Source organism: Stenomitos rutilans (assembly GCF_059505485.1).
Genome location: NZ_JCACKR010000081.1, coordinates 1 through 17756, shown reverse-complemented (window position 1 = coordinate 17756; position 17756 = coordinate 1). Strand labels below are relative to the sequence as shown.

Genomic DNA, 17756 nt, shown 5'->3' with positions numbered 1-17756 from the left:
ACTCAAAACTCAGAACTTGGCACTCAAAACTTTCCATTACCGCTGTTCTTCTGGCAGAATTCTGGTTTGAAGCCAAGCCATCAATTTATCCAGCAACAGCCCTACGATGCCGATGTAAAACAGTGCCAGAATAATTTCACTCACCTGGCTGTTTTGGTAGGCATTCCAGATAAAGAAGCCAATCCCCACAATGCCCGACATCACAATTTCGGCGGCAATAATGGCTAGCCATGCCAGACCGATGGAAATACGTAAACCTGTGAAGATGTAGGGTAAGGCAGCGGGAAAGAGGACTTTAAAGAAATACTTTTTGCGCGATAGCCGTAATACCCGTGCCACATTGTTGTAATCCTGTGGAATTTGTCGTACCCCAACGGCTGTGTTGATGAGGATAGGCCACACCGCCGTAATGAAAATCACAAACAACGCCGCAGGTTGGTTTTGTTGCAATGCAGCCAGGGCGATCGGCACCCATGCCAGCGGTGGAACGGTTCGCAACAACTGAAAGATGGGATCGAGCGCTTTGGATAAGGTTTTATTCAACCCGACCCAAATGCCCAAACTGATGCCAACAAGAGCCGCAAAGGTATAGCCGATCGCCACTCGTTGCAAACTCGCAAACACCTGCCAGAACAGGCCCTTATCCGTGCCGCCTTTGTCATAAAAGGGATAGAGGATCAGCGTCCATGTTTCTTGTACAACCCTGATCGGCCCCGGCAACGTAGCTCCAGGAATCCAGGAAAAGAGCTGCCAAATGACCAGAAAGATGGCGATCGCAATCGCAGGTGGAAATAAATCACCCAACCGTTCTTTCACCTTAAAACGAGTCAGCAAGGGAAAATCAAACGTTTTCGCAGTTGGTTGCTTACGGGCGATCGTCATAGTCTATCTCCTTCAAATGCAATGGTGAATGGTCAACTTCTTTGTCAGTGTGTGAACGCTGCCTAGAGAGCCTGTGAAACCCTGGTGTAACGACTCTCAAACTCACACAAGTAAGTCATCGTTGTGTCAACAGCACTCACAGACAACCCTTTCGGGGGGTTTGGGGGAGTTAGGCTCCCAAGCAGCGGGGGTTCGGGGGGAAGTCCCCTGATTCCGGGTTTGCCAGAAATCGTTGCAATCTCAAATCAATCCCGCTCACGCTTTAAAAACACGATGGCAAGGATTTTTCAAACAGCCTCTTAACCCAGCCAACAAGCCTCTAGACTCGCTTAATTTTCAAGCTATCCAAATATGCCTGTGGCTTCTCAGGGTCAAACGTTGCACCATCAAAAAACGTTTCAACCCCGCGCGACGTACTGGTGGGAATATCCGCTGCTGCAACCCCCAGTTCCTTCGCAGCTTCCCGCCAAAGATCTTCGCGGTTCACCTGCTTAATCAAATCCTTTGCCTTCGCCAGCGTATCCTTCGGCAAAAAGCCCCAGCGGACGCTTTCCGTCAAAAACCACAAATCATGACTCTGGTAAGGATAGGACACGCTGCCCTTTTCATCCTTCCAGTACAACGGAGCCATTGATTTGTCGTCAATCGATCGCTCACCCAGATTATATTTGCCCATCAACGGGTCAATCAAAATTGCTTCTGACACACCAAAGTATTCACGCCTTGCCAGAATAGAAGCCAATTCCTTGCGATTGTCAAAGTTATCGCACCACTGCTGGGCTTCCATCAGCGCTTTAAGAATGGCTTTCGTCGCCTTGGGGTATTGATCAACCCAGTCCTTCCGAATCGCCAGATATTCTTCTGGGTGATTTTTCCAAATCTCTGCCGTCAGCGCTGAAATGAACCCAATCTTATCTGCCACAATTCGGTAAGGCCAGGGATCACCCGTGCTAAACGCATCCATTGCGCCTCGCTTCATATCGGCAACCGTTTGAGCCGTTGGCACCGTCAGCAGTTCCACTTCTTTGTCAGGATCAACGCCGTTCCCAGCCAACCAATACCGGATCCAAAATTCCTGGTTGGCTTTAGGAAACGTGTAAGCCGCCTTAAATTTTGAACCTCCTGACTTCAATTTGTCAAAGAAAGCAACTTGCTCAGAAATCTTGAGGGATAAGCCTTTACTCAGATGCTTACTGGCGATTGCAATGCCATTTCCCTGCGTATTCAGTTGCGCCAGCACATACATCGGTACCTTTGTGTTGTCTGTAATAATGCCTTCCGAAATCAGGTAAGGCATCGGCATTTGCCACTGTCCACCATCAATGCCACCACCAGCCGAGCCAATTTTGACGTTATCCCGCGCCGAACCCCAGTTGGCCTGTTTAGCAATTTCAACATCAGGCATGCCGTATTTTGCAAACAGCCCTTTCTCTTTAGCCACAATCAGCGGCGCAGCTTCCACAATGGGCAGATACCCCAGTTTGGCGACTTTGACCTCTGGCATTGCGTCTGGCTTGATATCCGCAACTGGACTTGCCGCGATCAAGCCTTGACCCGCACTGGTCGTTTCAGGTGGATTTCCCAAACAGCCGTGCAGCAGCGTTGTTGCGGTAGACGCACCCGCGATCGCGATAAAGCGACGACGTGAAAGCATTGAAAACACAGACATAGGATTCTAACCTCCCAGTAAAAATTGCAATCAAAACAGGCCGTGAGTATGTGCCTGAGCGGCTTGTGACACACCGTTCAGGTTCAAAATGAACCATTCATGACTGGTTCTACCTGGCTAAACGCGCTCAAACATTGGTAGGAACCCAAGAATCATAGGTGTGGCTCAAAGCATCATGAAGACTTTCATCCTTTGTCATCGATTTTTATCTATCTATTTTTGTTTTTAGATAATCAAAAATCTATCTTGAAATTACTTTACCGTCACAGATCTGAAAGATCAATCAATGAGGCATTGAGACTTAACATGCAAAGGCAAAGATTTACTTATGGATGCCTTCTGATCATCCTTCGCTGCCATCGCCCCAAGCTTTACACTTAACATGGCAGCATAGAAGCTTCTACAACCGCTTGCGTTTGAATTCACCACATCCAACACACCGCATCCGGCTTGGTCTAGTCATAGCTGAATGGCACTGACTTAATGATCCAAACCGCCCCCAGCCCCCAAATCTGGGGGAGCCGAACCATAAAGTCTCCCAGACTTGGTGGATTTAGGGGCTAGTTTCTGCTTATTTCAGTACCATTCAGCTATGGCTGACTCGATCGAGAATCGCCATTAAGGGCATTGTGTCTGACTCGTATGATGGCAGCAGGAACCTTGCGAAGACGTAGATGGACAGCCGTTCTGATAAAAGCACTGTTCACCTGGATGGATTTAGCACAATAAGGAACTTCTGTCTGAGGAACGATATGACCGATCTGCCCAGTGAAGTAGAAATAGAGTACAAAATTGACCGGAGCTTGTATTCTATGAAACTGAATTACTTTGCAAAACAGCTACCTGTTCTGGGACGCTTGCTGACAGCAGCGATTCTCTGTGTATCGGCGATTGCCTTCGTCTGGCAAGGTTCCTTTTTCACAGACACCGCAGCGCTGGCTAGCCCTAACGCACACTTAATCGCTGCCGCAGATGCAGGTAGTGAAGTGCAAGGGAAAGCCGGTAAAGATGCTGGTCGTACCAAAGGGTTTGTGCGCGATACAACCGATAAGCTGAAGAAAACGGCAAAAACCAATGCGGCAAAGGTTGACCGTGCAACGGATAACGATAGCGCAATTGCACGCAAGGCCAAGAAAGATGCCGCTCGCATTGAGCGCAAAGCGGATAAAGACTCCGCCCGGACTCAGAACGCGATCGACAAAACGAAGAATGCCGTTGAAAGCGCAGTTGATAACATCAAAGATGCTTTTGGCAACTAGAGAGTAAGCGCCATCGCCCTGCCTGCGCACGCAACAAGCTTTTGCGGCAGGGCTTAGCGAATGCTCTTGACGTGGCAATGGCCTGAGCAGGGGCGATCGCATCGTTCAGCTAGCGTCTCAACAGTGGTACACTCGCGGTTGCGATGCAGGCGTTCTGGCGTTAGTGATCAAAAATTCGCTTGTTGCCCTAACGTCGCCTCATCCGGTATAGTAGGAAAGCTAAAGCCACGGGCGGATGGCGGAATTGGTAGACGCACCGCACTCAAAATGCGGCGCTGAAAGGCTTGCGAGTTCGAGTCTCGCTCCGCCCATAGTTAAGAAACACAGCCTAAACGTGTCACTGCTAGAAAGAACGGTTCTCTAGCAGTGATTTTTTTGCCAATTCAGCCAACGTTCAGTAAGCGCCCTTGCCACAAAGGACAATTTTGACAGTTTCCAGCAAGATTTCGAGGTCGAGGTTGAGCGACCAGTGGTCAATATAGTACAGGTCGAGCCGGGCCGCATCGTTGAACGCATCCAAAGACGATCGCCCGGAGACTTGCCACAGACCTGTTATACCAGGCAGCACTTGATGGCGGGTGTGGTGCCAAGGGTCAAACCGTTCCACATCGCGCAAGGGGAGGGGACGTGGCCCAACCAGGCTCATCTGTCCTAACAAGACGTTGAACAATTGCGGTAGTTCATCAATGCTGGTGCGCCGCAGAAAATGCCCGATCGCCGTAATCCGAGGATCACGCCGAATTTTAAACATCACGCCATCGCTGGCTTCATTCTGCTGTTCTAGCTCTGCCTGCAACGCTTCAGCATGAGGAAGCATGGTGCGAAATTTCCACATCTGAAAGACGCGCCCGTGCAGTCCCATCCGCTCCTGACAGAAGAAAACGGCACCGGGAGACGATAGTTTGATGGCGATCGCCACAACCAGAAACAGCGGTGACAGCAGCAATAGGCCAACCAAAGCACCCACAAAATCGAGCCAGCGCTTGAGCCGATAATCCCAACCGCCCAGCAGGGTGGCTTCCATTCGCAGTGTGGGAATGCCCGCTATGACTTCGGGTACGCCACGACGATGTAATAATTCCACGCTGGAGGGAATCAGCCGGAGCGTGATGCCAGCGCGACGGAGTTGCCAGTACAAGCCCGATGCCAGTTCGGTTTGCGGCAGATTTTCGGCAAACACTTCCTGTGCACCAGAACTCAAGATGGCTTGAATCGTTGCAGAAATGCTGGTGGTAGACGCAACTGCCCCGACGACATTGTAGTGCGATCGCCGCTTCAGCATCTGTGCCAACGAGGGTAGACGTTCTGCCCGTGCCAGCAAAAAGACTCTGGTTTGAACGTGTTCAAATTGCTTCAGCACCAGACTTGCCAACAGCCGAAAGCCAATCACCAGCACCACGCTGCCCACCCAAGCCGTGATAAACAGCGATCGCGGGGGTGCCAATTTGGGATCATAAAAGTAACCTAGCAGCAGCGCCGAGAGGTAAACAACACTCACCAGCTTGCCCGATCGCACGTATTTCCACTGGCTCGAAGCGCTGTACAGTCCACTGCGGGCAAACAGCAGCAGCGTCACGATCATCAAAATCCAGAACAGTCCTGGCAGTCCCAACCAGGTACCCAGGATGAGCGGCGGCGGTAACGGTGCATAAAACTGGTTGAGGTGAGCCGCAACTCGACCCGCGATCACCACGGCGGCAATATCACACAAAAGCAAGGCGATCGCTCGATGCCACGGCCAGCGAAAGAGTCGATGCCACTCTATACTGTGCGGGGCACGAATATCCGTTGCTTTTGGGTAGGCAGCACCAGGATGATCCATTGCGGTGAGGCTCACGAGAAGGCAAGTCCTGATGCTGAATGGTTTCGGCTTCAGGCTTGTGGGGCAATAGGTTGAGTATTCCGCAAACCGCACCAAAAGTTATCGCTAGCGCTCAGGTTTCTAGTGACGGCGGTTTCTAACGGTTGCGATTGGGTTTGCCTGATCGTCGATCGCACAATAATTGCCAGCCAAACAGGATTAAAAAAGCAGGATTGTTCACCAGATAGCGCTGCCATAACCGTCCTGGCTCCATCGCAAAGCGGTACAGCCACTCCAAGCCCCACGCCATCATCCAGCGGGGTGCTTGCGATACCTCACCACTGTGAAAGCTAAACGCCGCCCCCACACCGATCATCACAACCTGCAAAAGTCCCTGCTGCCGCGCCATCCATTCTTCCTGCTTGGGACACCCTAACCCAACGAAGACGACAGCCGCACCGGACGCGTGAATGCGATCGCAATCCGCTTTCTCTTCCTCCAGAGTCAGTGGACGAAACGGTGGGGCATAGCTTCCCGCGATCGCCAGTTCTGGAAAACGTGCTTGAAGTTTATGCTGAAGTGTTTCTAGCATGGTTTGTGTGCCGCCATAAAGGTAGATTGGCATCCCTGTCTGCGCCGCTCGATCGCACCATGCCAGCATTAAGTCAGGGCCGTAGACTCGCTGTTGCTGTTTCACTCCCAATAGTCGCATTCCCACAACTAACGGCATCCCATCCGGCGTGACTAGCGTAGCACCGTTAACCACCTTCTGAAACGATCGATGCCAGTAGCCCGTCATCACTACATGCACATTTGCCGCCACGATGTAACAGGATTGTTTTGCAGTGGCCCAGACTTGAATGCGATCGCAAGCATCTGTGTAACTCGTCGCATCAACGCGAGTATACAAAATGAATTGAGAAGGAAGGGCGGGCATGGGGAGTTTTGAGTTAAGAAGTCAGGAGTCAGGAGCCAGCAGTCAGGAGAGTTTAGAGTTTAGAGTTAAGGAGTCAGGAGTCAGGAGAGTTTTGAATTAGCCGTCAGCGTTTAGCGGTCAGCTATCAGCTATCTTCTCAAAACCAACAACTAACAACTTCTTTAGCCTTTTACCTTCTGCCCTCGGCCTCCCTTTCTCAATCCTAGCCACTCACTAACCCTCGATAAACGCCCTCCATCTGTTCAGCAATTTTTTCCCACGTAAAGCGAGATTCAACTTTTTGTTTTCCAGAGGTTCCCATTGCGGCAGCTTCGACTGGGTGGGTTAATAGATGCAGGATGCGATCGGCAATTTGGTTCGGCTCTTGGGCTGTGAGTAATCCATCCACGCGATCGCTGATCACTTCCGCTACGGCTGGAATGTTGCAGCCAATCACAGGTTTCCCAAAACTCCAGGCTTCGGTATACACGCCGCCAAAGCTTTCCTGGCTGGAAGGAACGCAGAGCAGTGTGCAGGCAGCGAGTGCATCCGTTTTGGTTTGCAGATCAACATTGCCTAGACGACGAAGGCGACGATCGCTCACCTGAGCAAACGCTTTTTCCGAATCAGCGACGGGTGGCCCCATGAAGACAAACTGCGCGTCTGGCACCTTCTGCCACACGATAGGAGCCGCTTGCAACATCTGCTGATAGCCCTTGTAGGGATAGTGTTGTCCTAGAAACAGGACGATCGGCCCTTCTAGCCCATACTGCTTTAGAAAGGCGGTTGGATCAGCAGTGGGGGCTAATACCGGGCCAACGCCTGTGACCGTAATGCGTTCCTCACGCACACCTAACCCTACTAAAATACGCTTTTCTGCTTGCGTCAGGGCAATCACAGCATCGGCCATCTGATATAACCGCAGGTAGGCTCGATAGCGCCAGCCCACCCAACGAGGATGATGGACTGGAGTGAACACAAAGGGACGATCGTGTCGTCGGGCAGCCTGGTAGGAGGCATAGCTCAAGCCTTCGCGCCCAATGCGGATGTTATGCACCACATCTGCCTTAGCAGCATAGGGCGTGATATGGGTTTCTAGCAGGTTGGCGGTCGGCGGCAGTGCCACCTGCATTAGCGGGTAATACAGCGGCACAAAGGGAGCTAGCTTGCATTTCTCCCAGAGCGAGAGGCCGAGCCGATGAACGGGAATATCATCGACGACGTAATCCTTACAGATTGAAGGTGCCCGTAGCGTCGTACCTAAGAGCCAGTCTGTGCGGTTGCGATCCCAATGGCTGACCACCTGCACAGAATGCCGCGTTTTCAACTGCTGCGCCAGAATATGCTGATGAAGCTGTGCGCCACCAATGTAGGGAGGATAGGCTGTGAGTGTGTAAAGCAGTTGCATGAAGAACGTCACTGAGATGAATTAGCGGCCGCAGTTTGGTAGATTTCGGCGGTTTGCTGCGCACAGCTTGCCCAACTAAATTGACTGGCTCTTTGTGTAGCCCGTTGCGACAAGTCTGCTCGCCGTTGAGCGTCATGCATAACGTTGAGGATTGCCTGACAAAGATCGTCTTCCTGGGTGGGATCGATCAATATACCAGCATCACCAACCACTTCAGGTAGAGAACTAGTGCTGGCCGTAATGACAGGGGTGCCACACTGCATCGCTTCTAAGGGCGGCAAGCCAAACCCCTCGTATAAAGAAGGATAGACGAACGCAGTGGCTCCGCTATAAATGGCACTCAAGTCACGATCGGGCAGGTATCCTGTGAAGATGATGCGCGAACGAAGTTGGGGATTGTGTCTGGCTGCCTGAAAAATTTCTGCTGTCTGCCAACCGCTCACGCCTACCAGTACCAGGTTTAGATCAAGTGCTGGGGCATCCTGAATAATTTGTGAGAAGCAGCGAATCAGGAAGCCCAAATTCTTACGGGGTTCCAATGTCGCCAAGCTAAGTAAGTAAGGATAGTTGGGAATCTGGTGGCGTTGCAGGGTTGATGCAATGAGCGCTGTATCGGTTACAGGCTGGAAAAAGTCAGCAGCGGCTAAAGGAGTGACAAAGACTCGATCGCCATCCATCCCGGTATACTCACAAAAATCTTGTTTAGTGTACTGAGAGTTGCAAATAATCCAGTCACGATCGCGATCAATGCTATTTAATGTCGCCACGCAACGCTGATAAACTCTGGGAATTACAAACTGCGGAAATAGAACTGGAATTAAATCATGCACCGTCAAAATGCGAGAGATATTTCCAGTAATGGCACGCGACGGAAGTGGATAGTAAAGTGAATGATATAGATCAAAAGAAGCTGAGTGAAACTGAGCTTCCATATCAAGCCTGGCTACTTTCTCAAAAAGAATCTGCATTGCTCTGGCAGATTTATAAAGCCAGATTCGGTCTGGAGTAGACGCTTTAATCAACGATCGCTGCCACGTTACAACGTGAGTGTATAAAGCGTACAGGTTGAAGCGACTCGAATAAACAGACTGAAAATTCTTTGCAAGAGAGGGGTATAGATTTTTGATATATAAAGATGTCCCAATATTATCCCAAAAGGTTGATTCTGAGTCAAAAGAAATGACCTTTATCTCTAAATTAGAATGAGCAACTAATTCCAATAACAATGCCTCAACCATACGAAAAATGCCCGTTCGAGCCTTTGGGTTAAGATAACCCATTCCCAGCACAGATGCATCGTAAGCAACTCGTATCATTAAAGCAGCATTCCTGGATATTTAAGTAGCTTGGGAACGACTAAGAAACTGTTTTAATTGCACGCGGTAGTGGTAAGGAATAAGCCTTGCGATCGCAGCAATGATAAAAAATTTGATTAGCAGCTCGTACAAGTAAACTCCCGTGCCAAACCATCCAAACATTTCCTGGTAAAAACCTAAATGAGCTTTCCAATAATGCGGTGATTTAATAGTAAAACGGTCTTGCCAAAGCTGATCGATCGAACGGTCTGTAACCAACCAGGAAATCGGTGTATTGGTATTCTTGCAAAATGAAACTGCGCCACCATCAAGCAATAGGGTATAACCATTGCGTTTGGCAAGATGGGTATATGCTGTATCGCCGTGATAATGGGGAAAACGCTGATGGTTTGGATAACCAATAGCCTTTACAAGACTGCAAGGTAGACAGACGAGATTACCGTTTAAACCATCACACTCTATAAGCTGGAGCGAGGTCGCATGGATCGGCGTACTGTTGAACCTGTGGTTTACTAACCCACCGTAACTAGGTTGGTGAGTCTCTGGATCAAACGCCTGACCACCGACGACCGTTCGTGGAGTCGTCTGACAAATCTTTAACAGTTTTGTGATCGCGCCTGGTTGGGGCAAACAGTCATCATTTAACCAGATGATATAGTGAGCACCCTGAGAAAGTGCATACTTCATGCCTGTCGCGATCGCCCCCGTCCACCATAATTTGCCATCGCCTGTTAGCACTTCAACCTCTGGATATTGCTCGCAGATTGCCTGCCCAGTGCCATCTGTGGAACCATCATCGATCACAACAACGTGATACCGCTCCACGTCACCGTTTTGGCTGAGCGTTGTCAGGCACTTCAAAGTAATTCGTCTACGGTTGTGAACAGGAATAAGAATATAAATAGGTTCTTTCGAAAACATTGATACAACCAAGTTAAGACTTACTTCAATGGTGGGAGGAGGGGCGCGTGCCAGTCAGCAATTGGTGGAATAACGTGACGTAACGGCTTGCCTGCGTCTTGAGTGCAAATTCTTGCTCTGCCTTTTGACGAGCGGCCTCTGCTAACTGGTGATGCCGCTCTGGATCTGCCAGTATCCAGGCGATGCCATGAGCGAGTTCCTCCGTGTGAAAGGGTTGAGCCAGGTAGCCGTTACGCTGATGTTCAATCAAGTCAGGCATACCACCGATGTTGAATGCAACACAGGGAGTGCCGCAGGCGATCGCTTCCATCACTGTATTGGGCAAATTGTCCTGCATTGAGGGAGCGACGAAGACATCGGCAGCAGCATACGTCAGCGCTAGAGCAACATCATCAATTAGCCTACCTAAATAACGCGTTGGTAGCCCTAATGCAATCGAGTCAGTTGATTGAGAAGCACCAACAACTAACAATTCTGTCTTTTTTGCCCAATCAGATTGCTTAAAGTGCTCTAGTGCCTCACGAAGCAGATGAAAACCTTTACGGCGATCGGTGGTGGCACGGGCAGCGGTAAAGAGAATCAGTTGTTTGTCTTGTGGCAGGTTCAAGATGTGACGTGCCAGTGAACGCTCAATGGGTTTGTATTGCTCTAAATCAATACCGTAGGGAATGACCTCGACTGGCACCTCCTGCAAAAGACTGCTGGTAGAAGCACACTTTGCTAACCAATGGCTGGGAGTGACAATTGTCAAATTTAAGTCTTTCCAAGCTCTGGCTTTACGAGTCCAGATCCAGCGAGACAAGTCATACGTTTGATGGCTATGCAGTTCTGGACAACTTCCACAGGATGCCATGTAGCGATCGCACTCCTGGCTGTAATGACAACCACCTGTAAACGCCCACATATCGTGTAGTGTCCACACGATCGGTCGCTTTAGCGTTGCCAGTGTTTCAATTTGCAAAAAACCATCACAGACCCAATGCAAGTTCACGAGGTCGGGTGCAAGCTGTTCAATTTTGGGTGCAATAGAGTCTGGAACCCATTGAGTCGAGAACGCTGTTTGCTCACGCTGTAGATACAGCTTAGAGGGTAAAGGATCAAGCAATGGCCGTAGCTTAGCCGCGTTTTTGCCCAACCTCGTGTGTGGTGCAACAACAGTAGCATCACCACTTGACTTCACCTGCACCAGCATCTGAGTAGTAACATCAAGCCTTGTTAACCCTTGGTGTAATCGATAGGCTGCTCGTGCTGCACCGCCATGAATATCATTAGCATTAAGGAGTAAAACGTTCAAAAGGCTCTCCTTTCGGTTTTTGATAAACAGCAATAGCAGAGTGTCCATTAGGAAGTAGGTTCGGATTTTTTAATCCTTCAACCAGAAAGCTTCCTCCAAAAGCTGCAATTGTTGCTAGCAATTTATGTTTTAGCGATCGCTCAATTAAAGAGTGTTTAAGACCAAATCTCTGCCGTAAACTCTCCATAATTACAGTAGAGAGATACCAGTTTTTATGCTCTTCTGCCAACTTCTCATGTTTAATGTCAATGATTTCTAATCCAAATTTATGACCAATAAATCTTAGGCACTTGTCGGACCAGCAGCTAACATGGTGGGGTGGCATATTGAGAATATTATTGACAGCAACAGATAAAAAGGAGTCAGAGCTAGGAACAGAATAAATAATAAAACCACCTGGTTTTAGACAATCAATGCTGGCTGTAATAAAAGATAAGATATCTGCTACATGTTCCAGCACTTGAAAAGCACAAACAACATCATATTTTAAGCTGTTATTAACAGCATGTGTTTGCACAGATTCATTCAGAACTGTAATACTTCTACTGGAGGCTAACTCAATAGCTTTCTGATTATATTCAAGGCCTATGTAATGCTCCACAGAAGCCTGTTCCGCGAAGACTCCTTTACCACAACCAATCTCAAGAATTGAATCTGATTCTCTCAAGAATTGCTTTGTGTAATCGTACTCATACCTATAGTTGGTGTAGTACCAGGGAAATGCCTGAAGCTTCTCATAAAAAAATTCCGAACCAGTTACTGGAGGATAAAAGAACTTTAAATCTGAATCAGGGCAGTAATATAGTCCTAACTCACTGATTTGACTAAATTCTAATTCCACATCGATATTTAATACTCGACGATATAACTGAGCCAATTCTTTCGATTGAATTTTATCAAGTAAAACTACGTTATGGCTATGACTAATCGGACAGTATGGCTTCATAGTTCTACTCTCAAAAACTTCAAAGCTTTTTTGACATCTTGCTTTAAGCTGACAAAGCGTAAGTAAGGAAATAATAGTCTCTGCGTGGATTGATCAGCAAATGTATCACGTATGATAAATTGAGGATGCTTGAGTGGAAGTTTGATGGCTTCACTTGGAAGATTAGATACTCGACTATTAGCATCTTTTGTATGCGTCGCCTCTGGATGGAACCCAATATTAGACACCAAATTGATATTCGGAAGAATACTTAAACCGTGTTGAATCCAGCAAGCAAATGTCCACTGGAAATCCCAGGTATCTAAACGATCGTTCGCTACAGCTTCAAAGCTATCAGTCCAATAGCGGACAGCGCGATCCTCTCCTAGCAAATCATGAAGCCAATGGCCTTGTTTAATCACCGACCAGAGCGTCATTTCCACATCGTAGTAGCGCCATGCTCGTCGCCAAGTTGCCCAACCCCAGATGTGGTTATAGCGTGAGAAGTAGTAGCTATCTGATGTGCGCTGGTGCCCAAACTGAAAGTTATTGCCTGAAATTACCATCACCCGTGTGTCATTGCGATAGTGCTCTAATAACGTCTCGCAGAAGGGGAAGAAAGTTGGGTGTGGCAAGCAGTCGTCTTCTAAGATGATCGCTTCTTCTACCGTGTCAAAAACCCAATCTAGCCCACTGGAGACTCGTCGTTTGCAGCCAAGGTTGGTGTCCGAAAAATTGGTCAAAACCTGACAAGGCCAATCCACCTGTTGAATCACAGCGCGAGTTTGGGCACAAAGTTCTGCTTCGCCAGAGCGATCGCGCCGGGGGCCATCTGCCACCACAAGCAGCCTCGCGGGTTTCGCTTGACGAATCGCATCAAATACCCGCTGCGTAAGCTGAGGACGGTTAAAAATGAAGAACGCTACTGGAGTTACAAGGGTCATGGAGCCGTTTCCAGGGTTGGCAATAGGGCAGAGCAAGGGTTGCGTTTTAGCACTGCCTGGCTATCGCGGTAGAGCATATAGAACGGCAAAAGTATGTCCAGCCAGAGAAGTTCATAGTCTCGCTGCTGCCAATCGTGCTTAACAACATCTACCAGCTGCCGTTGGAAGTGGTGCTGCTGGTGGCGGAGAAAGGTTTTGGGTTGAAAATGGCCGAAGTCTACACGCGAACCAAAGCACCAGTAGCGCCAGTAGTTGTCCAGAATCGAGGGCACTGTGTCGCGGCGCAGATGGCTGACGATCGCTCCCGGTTCATAAATAGCGGTACAGCCTGCTGTCATCAAACGACGCGATAAGTCGGCATCCTCTCCATTCGTGCGAAGCTGCTCGTTATAGCCGCCGACCTGCTCTAGAAAGGATTTGCGAATAAGGTTGTTGTTGCCAAACATGAAGCTCGGATTTTTTACCCGCAGTTCGCCCCAGTCCTGAGTCATGTGTGCCTTACGCCAGCGATCAGCCACAGAATCGAGGACTGTTTCCACCAGCCGCCCGCCTACGATCGCCACCGTTTCATCCTCAAACAGCGGTACCAGACGTTCTAACCAGTGTGGATCAGGCACACAATCTGCATCCAGTGAGGCGACAAGTTCGTTGCGAGCATGATGGAACGCTGTATTGCGTGCGGCTGCCAAGCCTTTGTTGACCTCATGTCGAATGACTCGTACTGGGTAGCGGCTAGCAATGTCGAGGGTGCGATCGCGACAGCCATCATCAATCAGCAAAATCTCATCAACTGGATAGGTTTGCTTCAACACCCCTTCAATGCAGGACGCGATATACGCCTCCACGTTGTAGCAGGGAATGTAGAGGGAGATTTTTGGCATAGACATTAATTCTCCTGTAGCTCCACCACAACCTGCTGCCACTTCTTGCTGCCGTCCGTGTTTTGGTGATAGTGGTCGTCCATTTGTGCGCCTTCATACTGCTCCAATTTGCCTTTTTGTCGCAGCGTATGCAGAGGAGTGCCTTCAATTTCAGCAGTACCAGATTCCTGAAAGGTGTCAAAGGGCAAGCCATGAATAAAGCGCTTGGTATCGAGCATTTGTTCACGAGTTTCGCCTGGTAAGCCGTAGGTAAACGTGCCGTGTACCGTCATGCCCAGACGCTTCAACTCACGTACAACTTCGGCAGCATAGTCCAGATTGAGGTGCTTGTTGACGATTTTATCGACCACCCATTGATTGCCGCTTTCAAAGCCCAACTTCACGCCAAAGCAACCGCTCTCTTTCATCAGTTGCCAGGTTTCGAGCTTGATGGTGTCAGCGCGGCACATGGCAGACCAGGGTAGCCCGATCCGCTTCATGACGGCACACATCTCCACCACATGCTTATTGCCCAGATTGAACGTATCGTCATCAAAGTAGATTGATTTGAAGTGATAGCGATCGCCCAGTTCCTTAATAAACGCTTCCATGTAGGCAGGTGAATACTGGCGCACCGTGCGCGTTGTTGTGCCTTCGGGGTCGTTGCCTGTCATCGTGGCAGGCCAAACGCAAAAAATGCACTTAAACGGACAACCTCGACTGCTCCAGATTTGGGCTTGAGGGGTTTGTTGCCCGATCGGGTTGGCATCCCAGTAGCGATGGGCGTACTGCTCGTCGAAGTAGGGAAAGGGCGCAGCATTCATTTCTTCGAGCGTTAGCAGGTCGTGTTCAATCACGCCAGAGGCACCGTTGAGAACGCGCACACTACCTTTTTCGTATTCCCCTTTAATGCACGCGTGAACCGGATAGTGCGCGAGAATTTCCTCCGATTTGGTGGTGGTAATCGGGCCTGTAACGACGATTTTGGCCTTGGGAAGCTGTGTATGAATGTCACCAATGAGCTTAGAATCGTGTTCCCAACTGGGTGTGGCAATTTCGATGAAAATGTAGTCGTACTGCTCGGCCTCTAAGTGCTGAAAGTAGCGATCGTAGGACTCCCGCAATGCAATACTGTCACGAAAATGAACCTCTGCTCCCGTTTCTTTTTGGACATAGGTTGTGGCATACCCCATGAAGAATGGATACGGCAAGTAGTCGCCAAATTTGAAGCGATCGGGGCTAGAGCTCACTAAGTAGGTAAAAGGCCAACGCGAACCAGCACGAACCCCTGCACGCCATTTCTTATGGAAAAATTTGCCTTCTTTACTTTCCCACCACGGAGGATTACTAAATAGAACTTTCATTTGGCTTGCTCTCTAAGTTTAAGCTTGACTTACTGGTATTTGTCATCGAAAGATTTGTCTCATTCTTTTAGATTTAGAAGCAAAAAACACTAGTTTTGCCTTTAAACGAATCAGGATCATGTCTAAAGCTAATTTCTTAAGTATTTTTATCTGCTCTAAAGAAATCCATTAATATAGCTTTGGTTTGAAGGCGAAATATAACAGACATTCTGGATATAAAGAGATTAGAAATATAGTTTACAATCGCGTAGGAGATACAAGTTGCTACAGCCGCTCCCAGCGCTCCATATTTCGGAATAAGCAAGAGGTTAAGCAGGACATTGATAGCGGCACCCAGCAGAACTTTAAGAAACGCTATTTTCTGTAAATTCTCAGCTAGATCCCAAGGAGATTGAGCAACACCCAGAAAGACGAACAGTGATGACCATATATGTACTGCTAACACCACTCCAGCTTCAGAATAGTTTTTACCAAACAAGAGCGTTATAAGAGGATCTGCTAGAAAGGCAATTGGGAGAGAAATTGCTATAGCGATGACCGCCATCAGATTGAATAACTGCTGCAATCGCTGATAATAAAGCGCTTCATTGATTGCTTTCGCTTCAATAATGGCAGGCGAAGCTGAAGCAACGATCGCGGTGGGGATAAAGTACCAGACTTCTGAAATGCGGGTGGCCGCAGAGTAGATACCAACGGCGTGATTGCCTGCCATTTCACCCAACATGAACTGGTCAATTTTCATGTAAATCATGATGGCAAGGCCCGATAGAATAAGCGCCCAGCTATCGGCAAGGAGTGTTTTTGCACGCGCAAGGCTGACCTTCCAGGCTGTTAAGCGCTGACCCGTTGTCTGGTAGGCAACAATCAAGCCAATACACGCGATCGCGCCTTCCAACAGACCAGTCCAGGCAAACGCAATCAACGGTGCATGTTGTTGAATCAGCATCAATCGCATCAAGGTAGCCAGCACAAAGGATAGGTTACGGGCGTAGACCACATACTTTGACTGCACCTGCGACTGAAACCAAAAGTCGATCGTATCCACCGCTTGCAGCACCATTCCGCCTGCAACGATGCCCACAAGCCACTGGTCGAGTTGATCGCCCGGACGCAAGCAGACGATCGCGCCCAATGCCGCAAAAAACGTGATCGTTCCAGCAAAAAGCTTGAGGACAAAGGCTGTGCCAAGGGTTTCGTTTTGGCAGTCAGGCTCGCGCACCAGATCCCGCACCACAATGCCTTCTAAGCCCAACCCAGCCAGCGGCGTCCATAGCGCCACAAACGCCACAACGTAATTAAATAAACCGTACTGCTCTGGTCCCAAATAGCGGGCAATCCAAACCCCAACGACCAGCCCAGCACCCATGCGAAGGAGGCGATCGGCAAACAGCCATCCTGTATTGCTCAGAATTTTTTGTAGCGTATAGCGCCCGTCCAGCTTAGAACGGAGGAATGGCGGCAAAAACTGAATCCAGGCTTGGTTCATGGGGGCGAGGGCAGTCATCAGAACAGCCATGACTGCTAAGGCATGAGGCTTGCTTCAGAGTGCCCTAAAGCATCGATCGAGCGATCGCGAGGGGATGTTCCTTCATAAAGGTAGCGGAAACGCTTGCGATCGAGGCGTTTATGATGGTTCAGGATCGCTTTGAAACGAGTGCAATCAACATAATGTCGTCTTGTTTTGACGCAAATCGTTTGATCTGGCGTTCAAATTTCTTGAGCCTTGGTTAGGTGAGTGATGTCAATGTATCGAATGTCTCTGATGCTGATCATGATGGCGCTTTGCCAGCCAGTCGTGCTGCCTGTCAACGCTAATGCGCCACTCGCCACACGCTTTGCCCAAACAGATTCGCGCCAGTCCCAAGCCGATCGCCTGCTAGAGCAAGGAACGCAGCAATATCGCACTGGGCAACCCACGCAGGCGATCGCCACCCTTCAGCAGGCATTGACTCTTTATCAGGCACTGGCTGATCAACCCAAAACTGTCAAAACCCTCCGCAATTTAGGCAATGCCTACTATGTGATGGCGAATTACAGTCAGGCCACTGCGTACTATCAGCAAAGTCTTGCACTGGCACAAAAAAGCCACGATCGCGCGGGTGAAGCCGCTGCGCTGGGAAACCTGGGCGTGATTAGCATCAATTGGTAGTCCTAAAGGTGTAAGGATAGCTAACCTCTAGCTTGAGCAGGGTAAAGC

Annotated in this window: 15 protein-coding genes and 1 tRNA gene; 3 read left to right on the top strand and 13 right to left on the bottom strand. The window is 49.1% G+C overall.

Annotated elements, in window-relative coordinates; translation table 11 throughout:
* Positions 1-36: 36 nt before the first annotated feature.
* Both ntrB and AC5JLP_RS14370 read right to left on the bottom strand, forming a co-directional pair.
* On the bottom strand, positions 37-882 hold the full coding sequence (ntrB, locus tag AC5JLP_RS14375; RefSeq protein ID WP_496068606.1) for a nitrate ABC transporter permease: 846 nt from the start codon (positions 880-882) through the stop codon (positions 37-39).
* 319 nt (positions 883-1201) lie between these two features.
* Positions 1202-2551 (bottom strand): ABC transporter substrate-binding protein, encoded by a 1350-nt coding sequence (locus AC5JLP_RS14370; protein ID WP_496068605.1) that lies wholly within the window; start codon positions 2549-2551, stop codon positions 1202-1204.
* An 812-nt stretch (positions 2552-3363) separates the two neighbouring features.
* On the opposite strand from AC5JLP_RS14370, the gene AC5JLP_RS14365 reads away from it, so the two are divergent.
* On the top strand, positions 3364-3810 hold the full coding sequence (locus AC5JLP_RS14365) for a hypothetical protein (RefSeq protein ID WP_496068604.1): 447 nt from the start codon (positions 3364-3366) through the stop codon (positions 3808-3810).
* A gap of 229 nt (positions 3811-4039) precedes the next feature.
* Positions 4040-4121 (top strand) — tRNA-Leu (locus AC5JLP_RS14360).
* A gap of 83 nt (positions 4122-4204) precedes the next feature.
* Here AC5JLP_RS14360 and AC5JLP_RS14355 read toward each other — a convergent pair.
* The 11 genes from AC5JLP_RS14355 to AC5JLP_RS14305 form a co-directional block, all read right to left on the bottom strand.
* Positions 4205-5647, bottom strand: coding sequence for a sugar transferase (locus tag AC5JLP_RS14355; protein ID WP_496068603.1), 1443 nt, complete (start codon positions 5645-5647; stop codon positions 4205-4207).
* A gap of 121 nt (positions 5648-5768) precedes the next feature.
* Entirely contained in the window at positions 5769-6548 is a 780-nt protein-coding gene (locus AC5JLP_RS14350) for a WecB/TagA/CpsF family glycosyltransferase (protein ID WP_496068602.1), read from the bottom strand.
* A 202-nt stretch (positions 6549-6750) separates the two neighbouring features.
* The gene (locus AC5JLP_RS14345; RefSeq protein ID WP_496068601.1) at positions 6751-7935 is read right to left on the bottom strand and encodes a glycosyltransferase family 4 protein; all 1185 of its coding nucleotides are present in this window, start codon (positions 7933-7935) and stop codon (positions 6751-6753) included.
* A gap of 8 nt (positions 7936-7943) precedes the next feature.
* Positions 7944-9251 carry a glycosyltransferase family 4 protein gene (locus AC5JLP_RS14340; RefSeq protein ID WP_496068600.1) on the bottom strand — a complete coding sequence of 436 codons (1308 nt, stop codon included), beginning with the start codon at positions 9249-9251 and terminating at the stop codon, positions 7944-7946.
* A gap of 21 nt (positions 9252-9272) precedes the next feature.
* Complete coding sequence (locus tag AC5JLP_RS14335; RefSeq protein WP_496068599.1) at positions 9273-10172, bottom strand: glycosyltransferase family 2 protein; 900 nt, start codon at positions 10170-10172, stop codon at positions 9273-9275.
* A 25-nt stretch (positions 10173-10197) separates the two neighbouring features.
* On the bottom strand, positions 10198-11466 hold the full coding sequence (locus AC5JLP_RS14330; RefSeq protein ID WP_496068598.1) for a glycosyltransferase family 4 protein: 1269 nt from the start codon (positions 11464-11466) through the stop codon (positions 10198-10200).
* Entirely contained in the window at positions 11447-12412 is a 966-nt protein-coding gene (locus tag AC5JLP_RS14325) for a class I SAM-dependent methyltransferase (protein WP_496068597.1), read from the bottom strand. Before AC5JLP_RS14325 ends, AC5JLP_RS14330 begins: the two co-directional genes overlap by 20 nt.
* Positions 12409-13335 (bottom strand): glycosyltransferase family 2 protein, encoded by a 927-nt coding sequence (locus AC5JLP_RS14320; RefSeq protein WP_496068596.1) that lies wholly within the window; start codon positions 13333-13335, stop codon positions 12409-12411. The genes AC5JLP_RS14325 and AC5JLP_RS14320 overlap by 4 nt, the downstream gene beginning before the upstream one ends.
* Positions 13332-14216 carry a glycosyltransferase family 2 protein gene (locus tag AC5JLP_RS14315; protein ID WP_496068595.1) on the bottom strand — a complete coding sequence of 295 codons (885 nt, stop codon included), beginning with the start codon at positions 14214-14216 and terminating at the stop codon, positions 13332-13334. Before AC5JLP_RS14315 ends, AC5JLP_RS14320 begins: the two co-directional genes overlap by 4 nt.
* Positions 14217-14221: 5 nt before the next feature.
* Positions 14222-15559: a B12-binding domain-containing radical SAM protein gene (locus tag AC5JLP_RS14310; protein WP_496068594.1), complete on the bottom strand. Its 1338-nt coding sequence runs from the start codon at positions 15557-15559 to the stop codon at positions 14222-14224.
* 136 nt (positions 15560-15695) lie between these two features.
* Entirely contained in the window at positions 15696-17075 is a 1380-nt protein-coding gene (locus tag AC5JLP_RS14305; protein WP_496068593.1) for a flippase, read from the bottom strand.
* 222 nt (positions 17076-17297) lie between these two features.
* Here AC5JLP_RS14305 and AC5JLP_RS14300 point away from each other — a divergent pair, with 222 nt between their 5' ends.
* Positions 17298-17708: a tetratricopeptide repeat protein gene (locus AC5JLP_RS14300; protein WP_496068592.1), complete on the top strand. Its 411-nt coding sequence runs from the start codon at positions 17298-17300 to the stop codon at positions 17706-17708.
* The last annotated feature ends 48 nt before the right edge of the window (positions 17709-17756 follow it).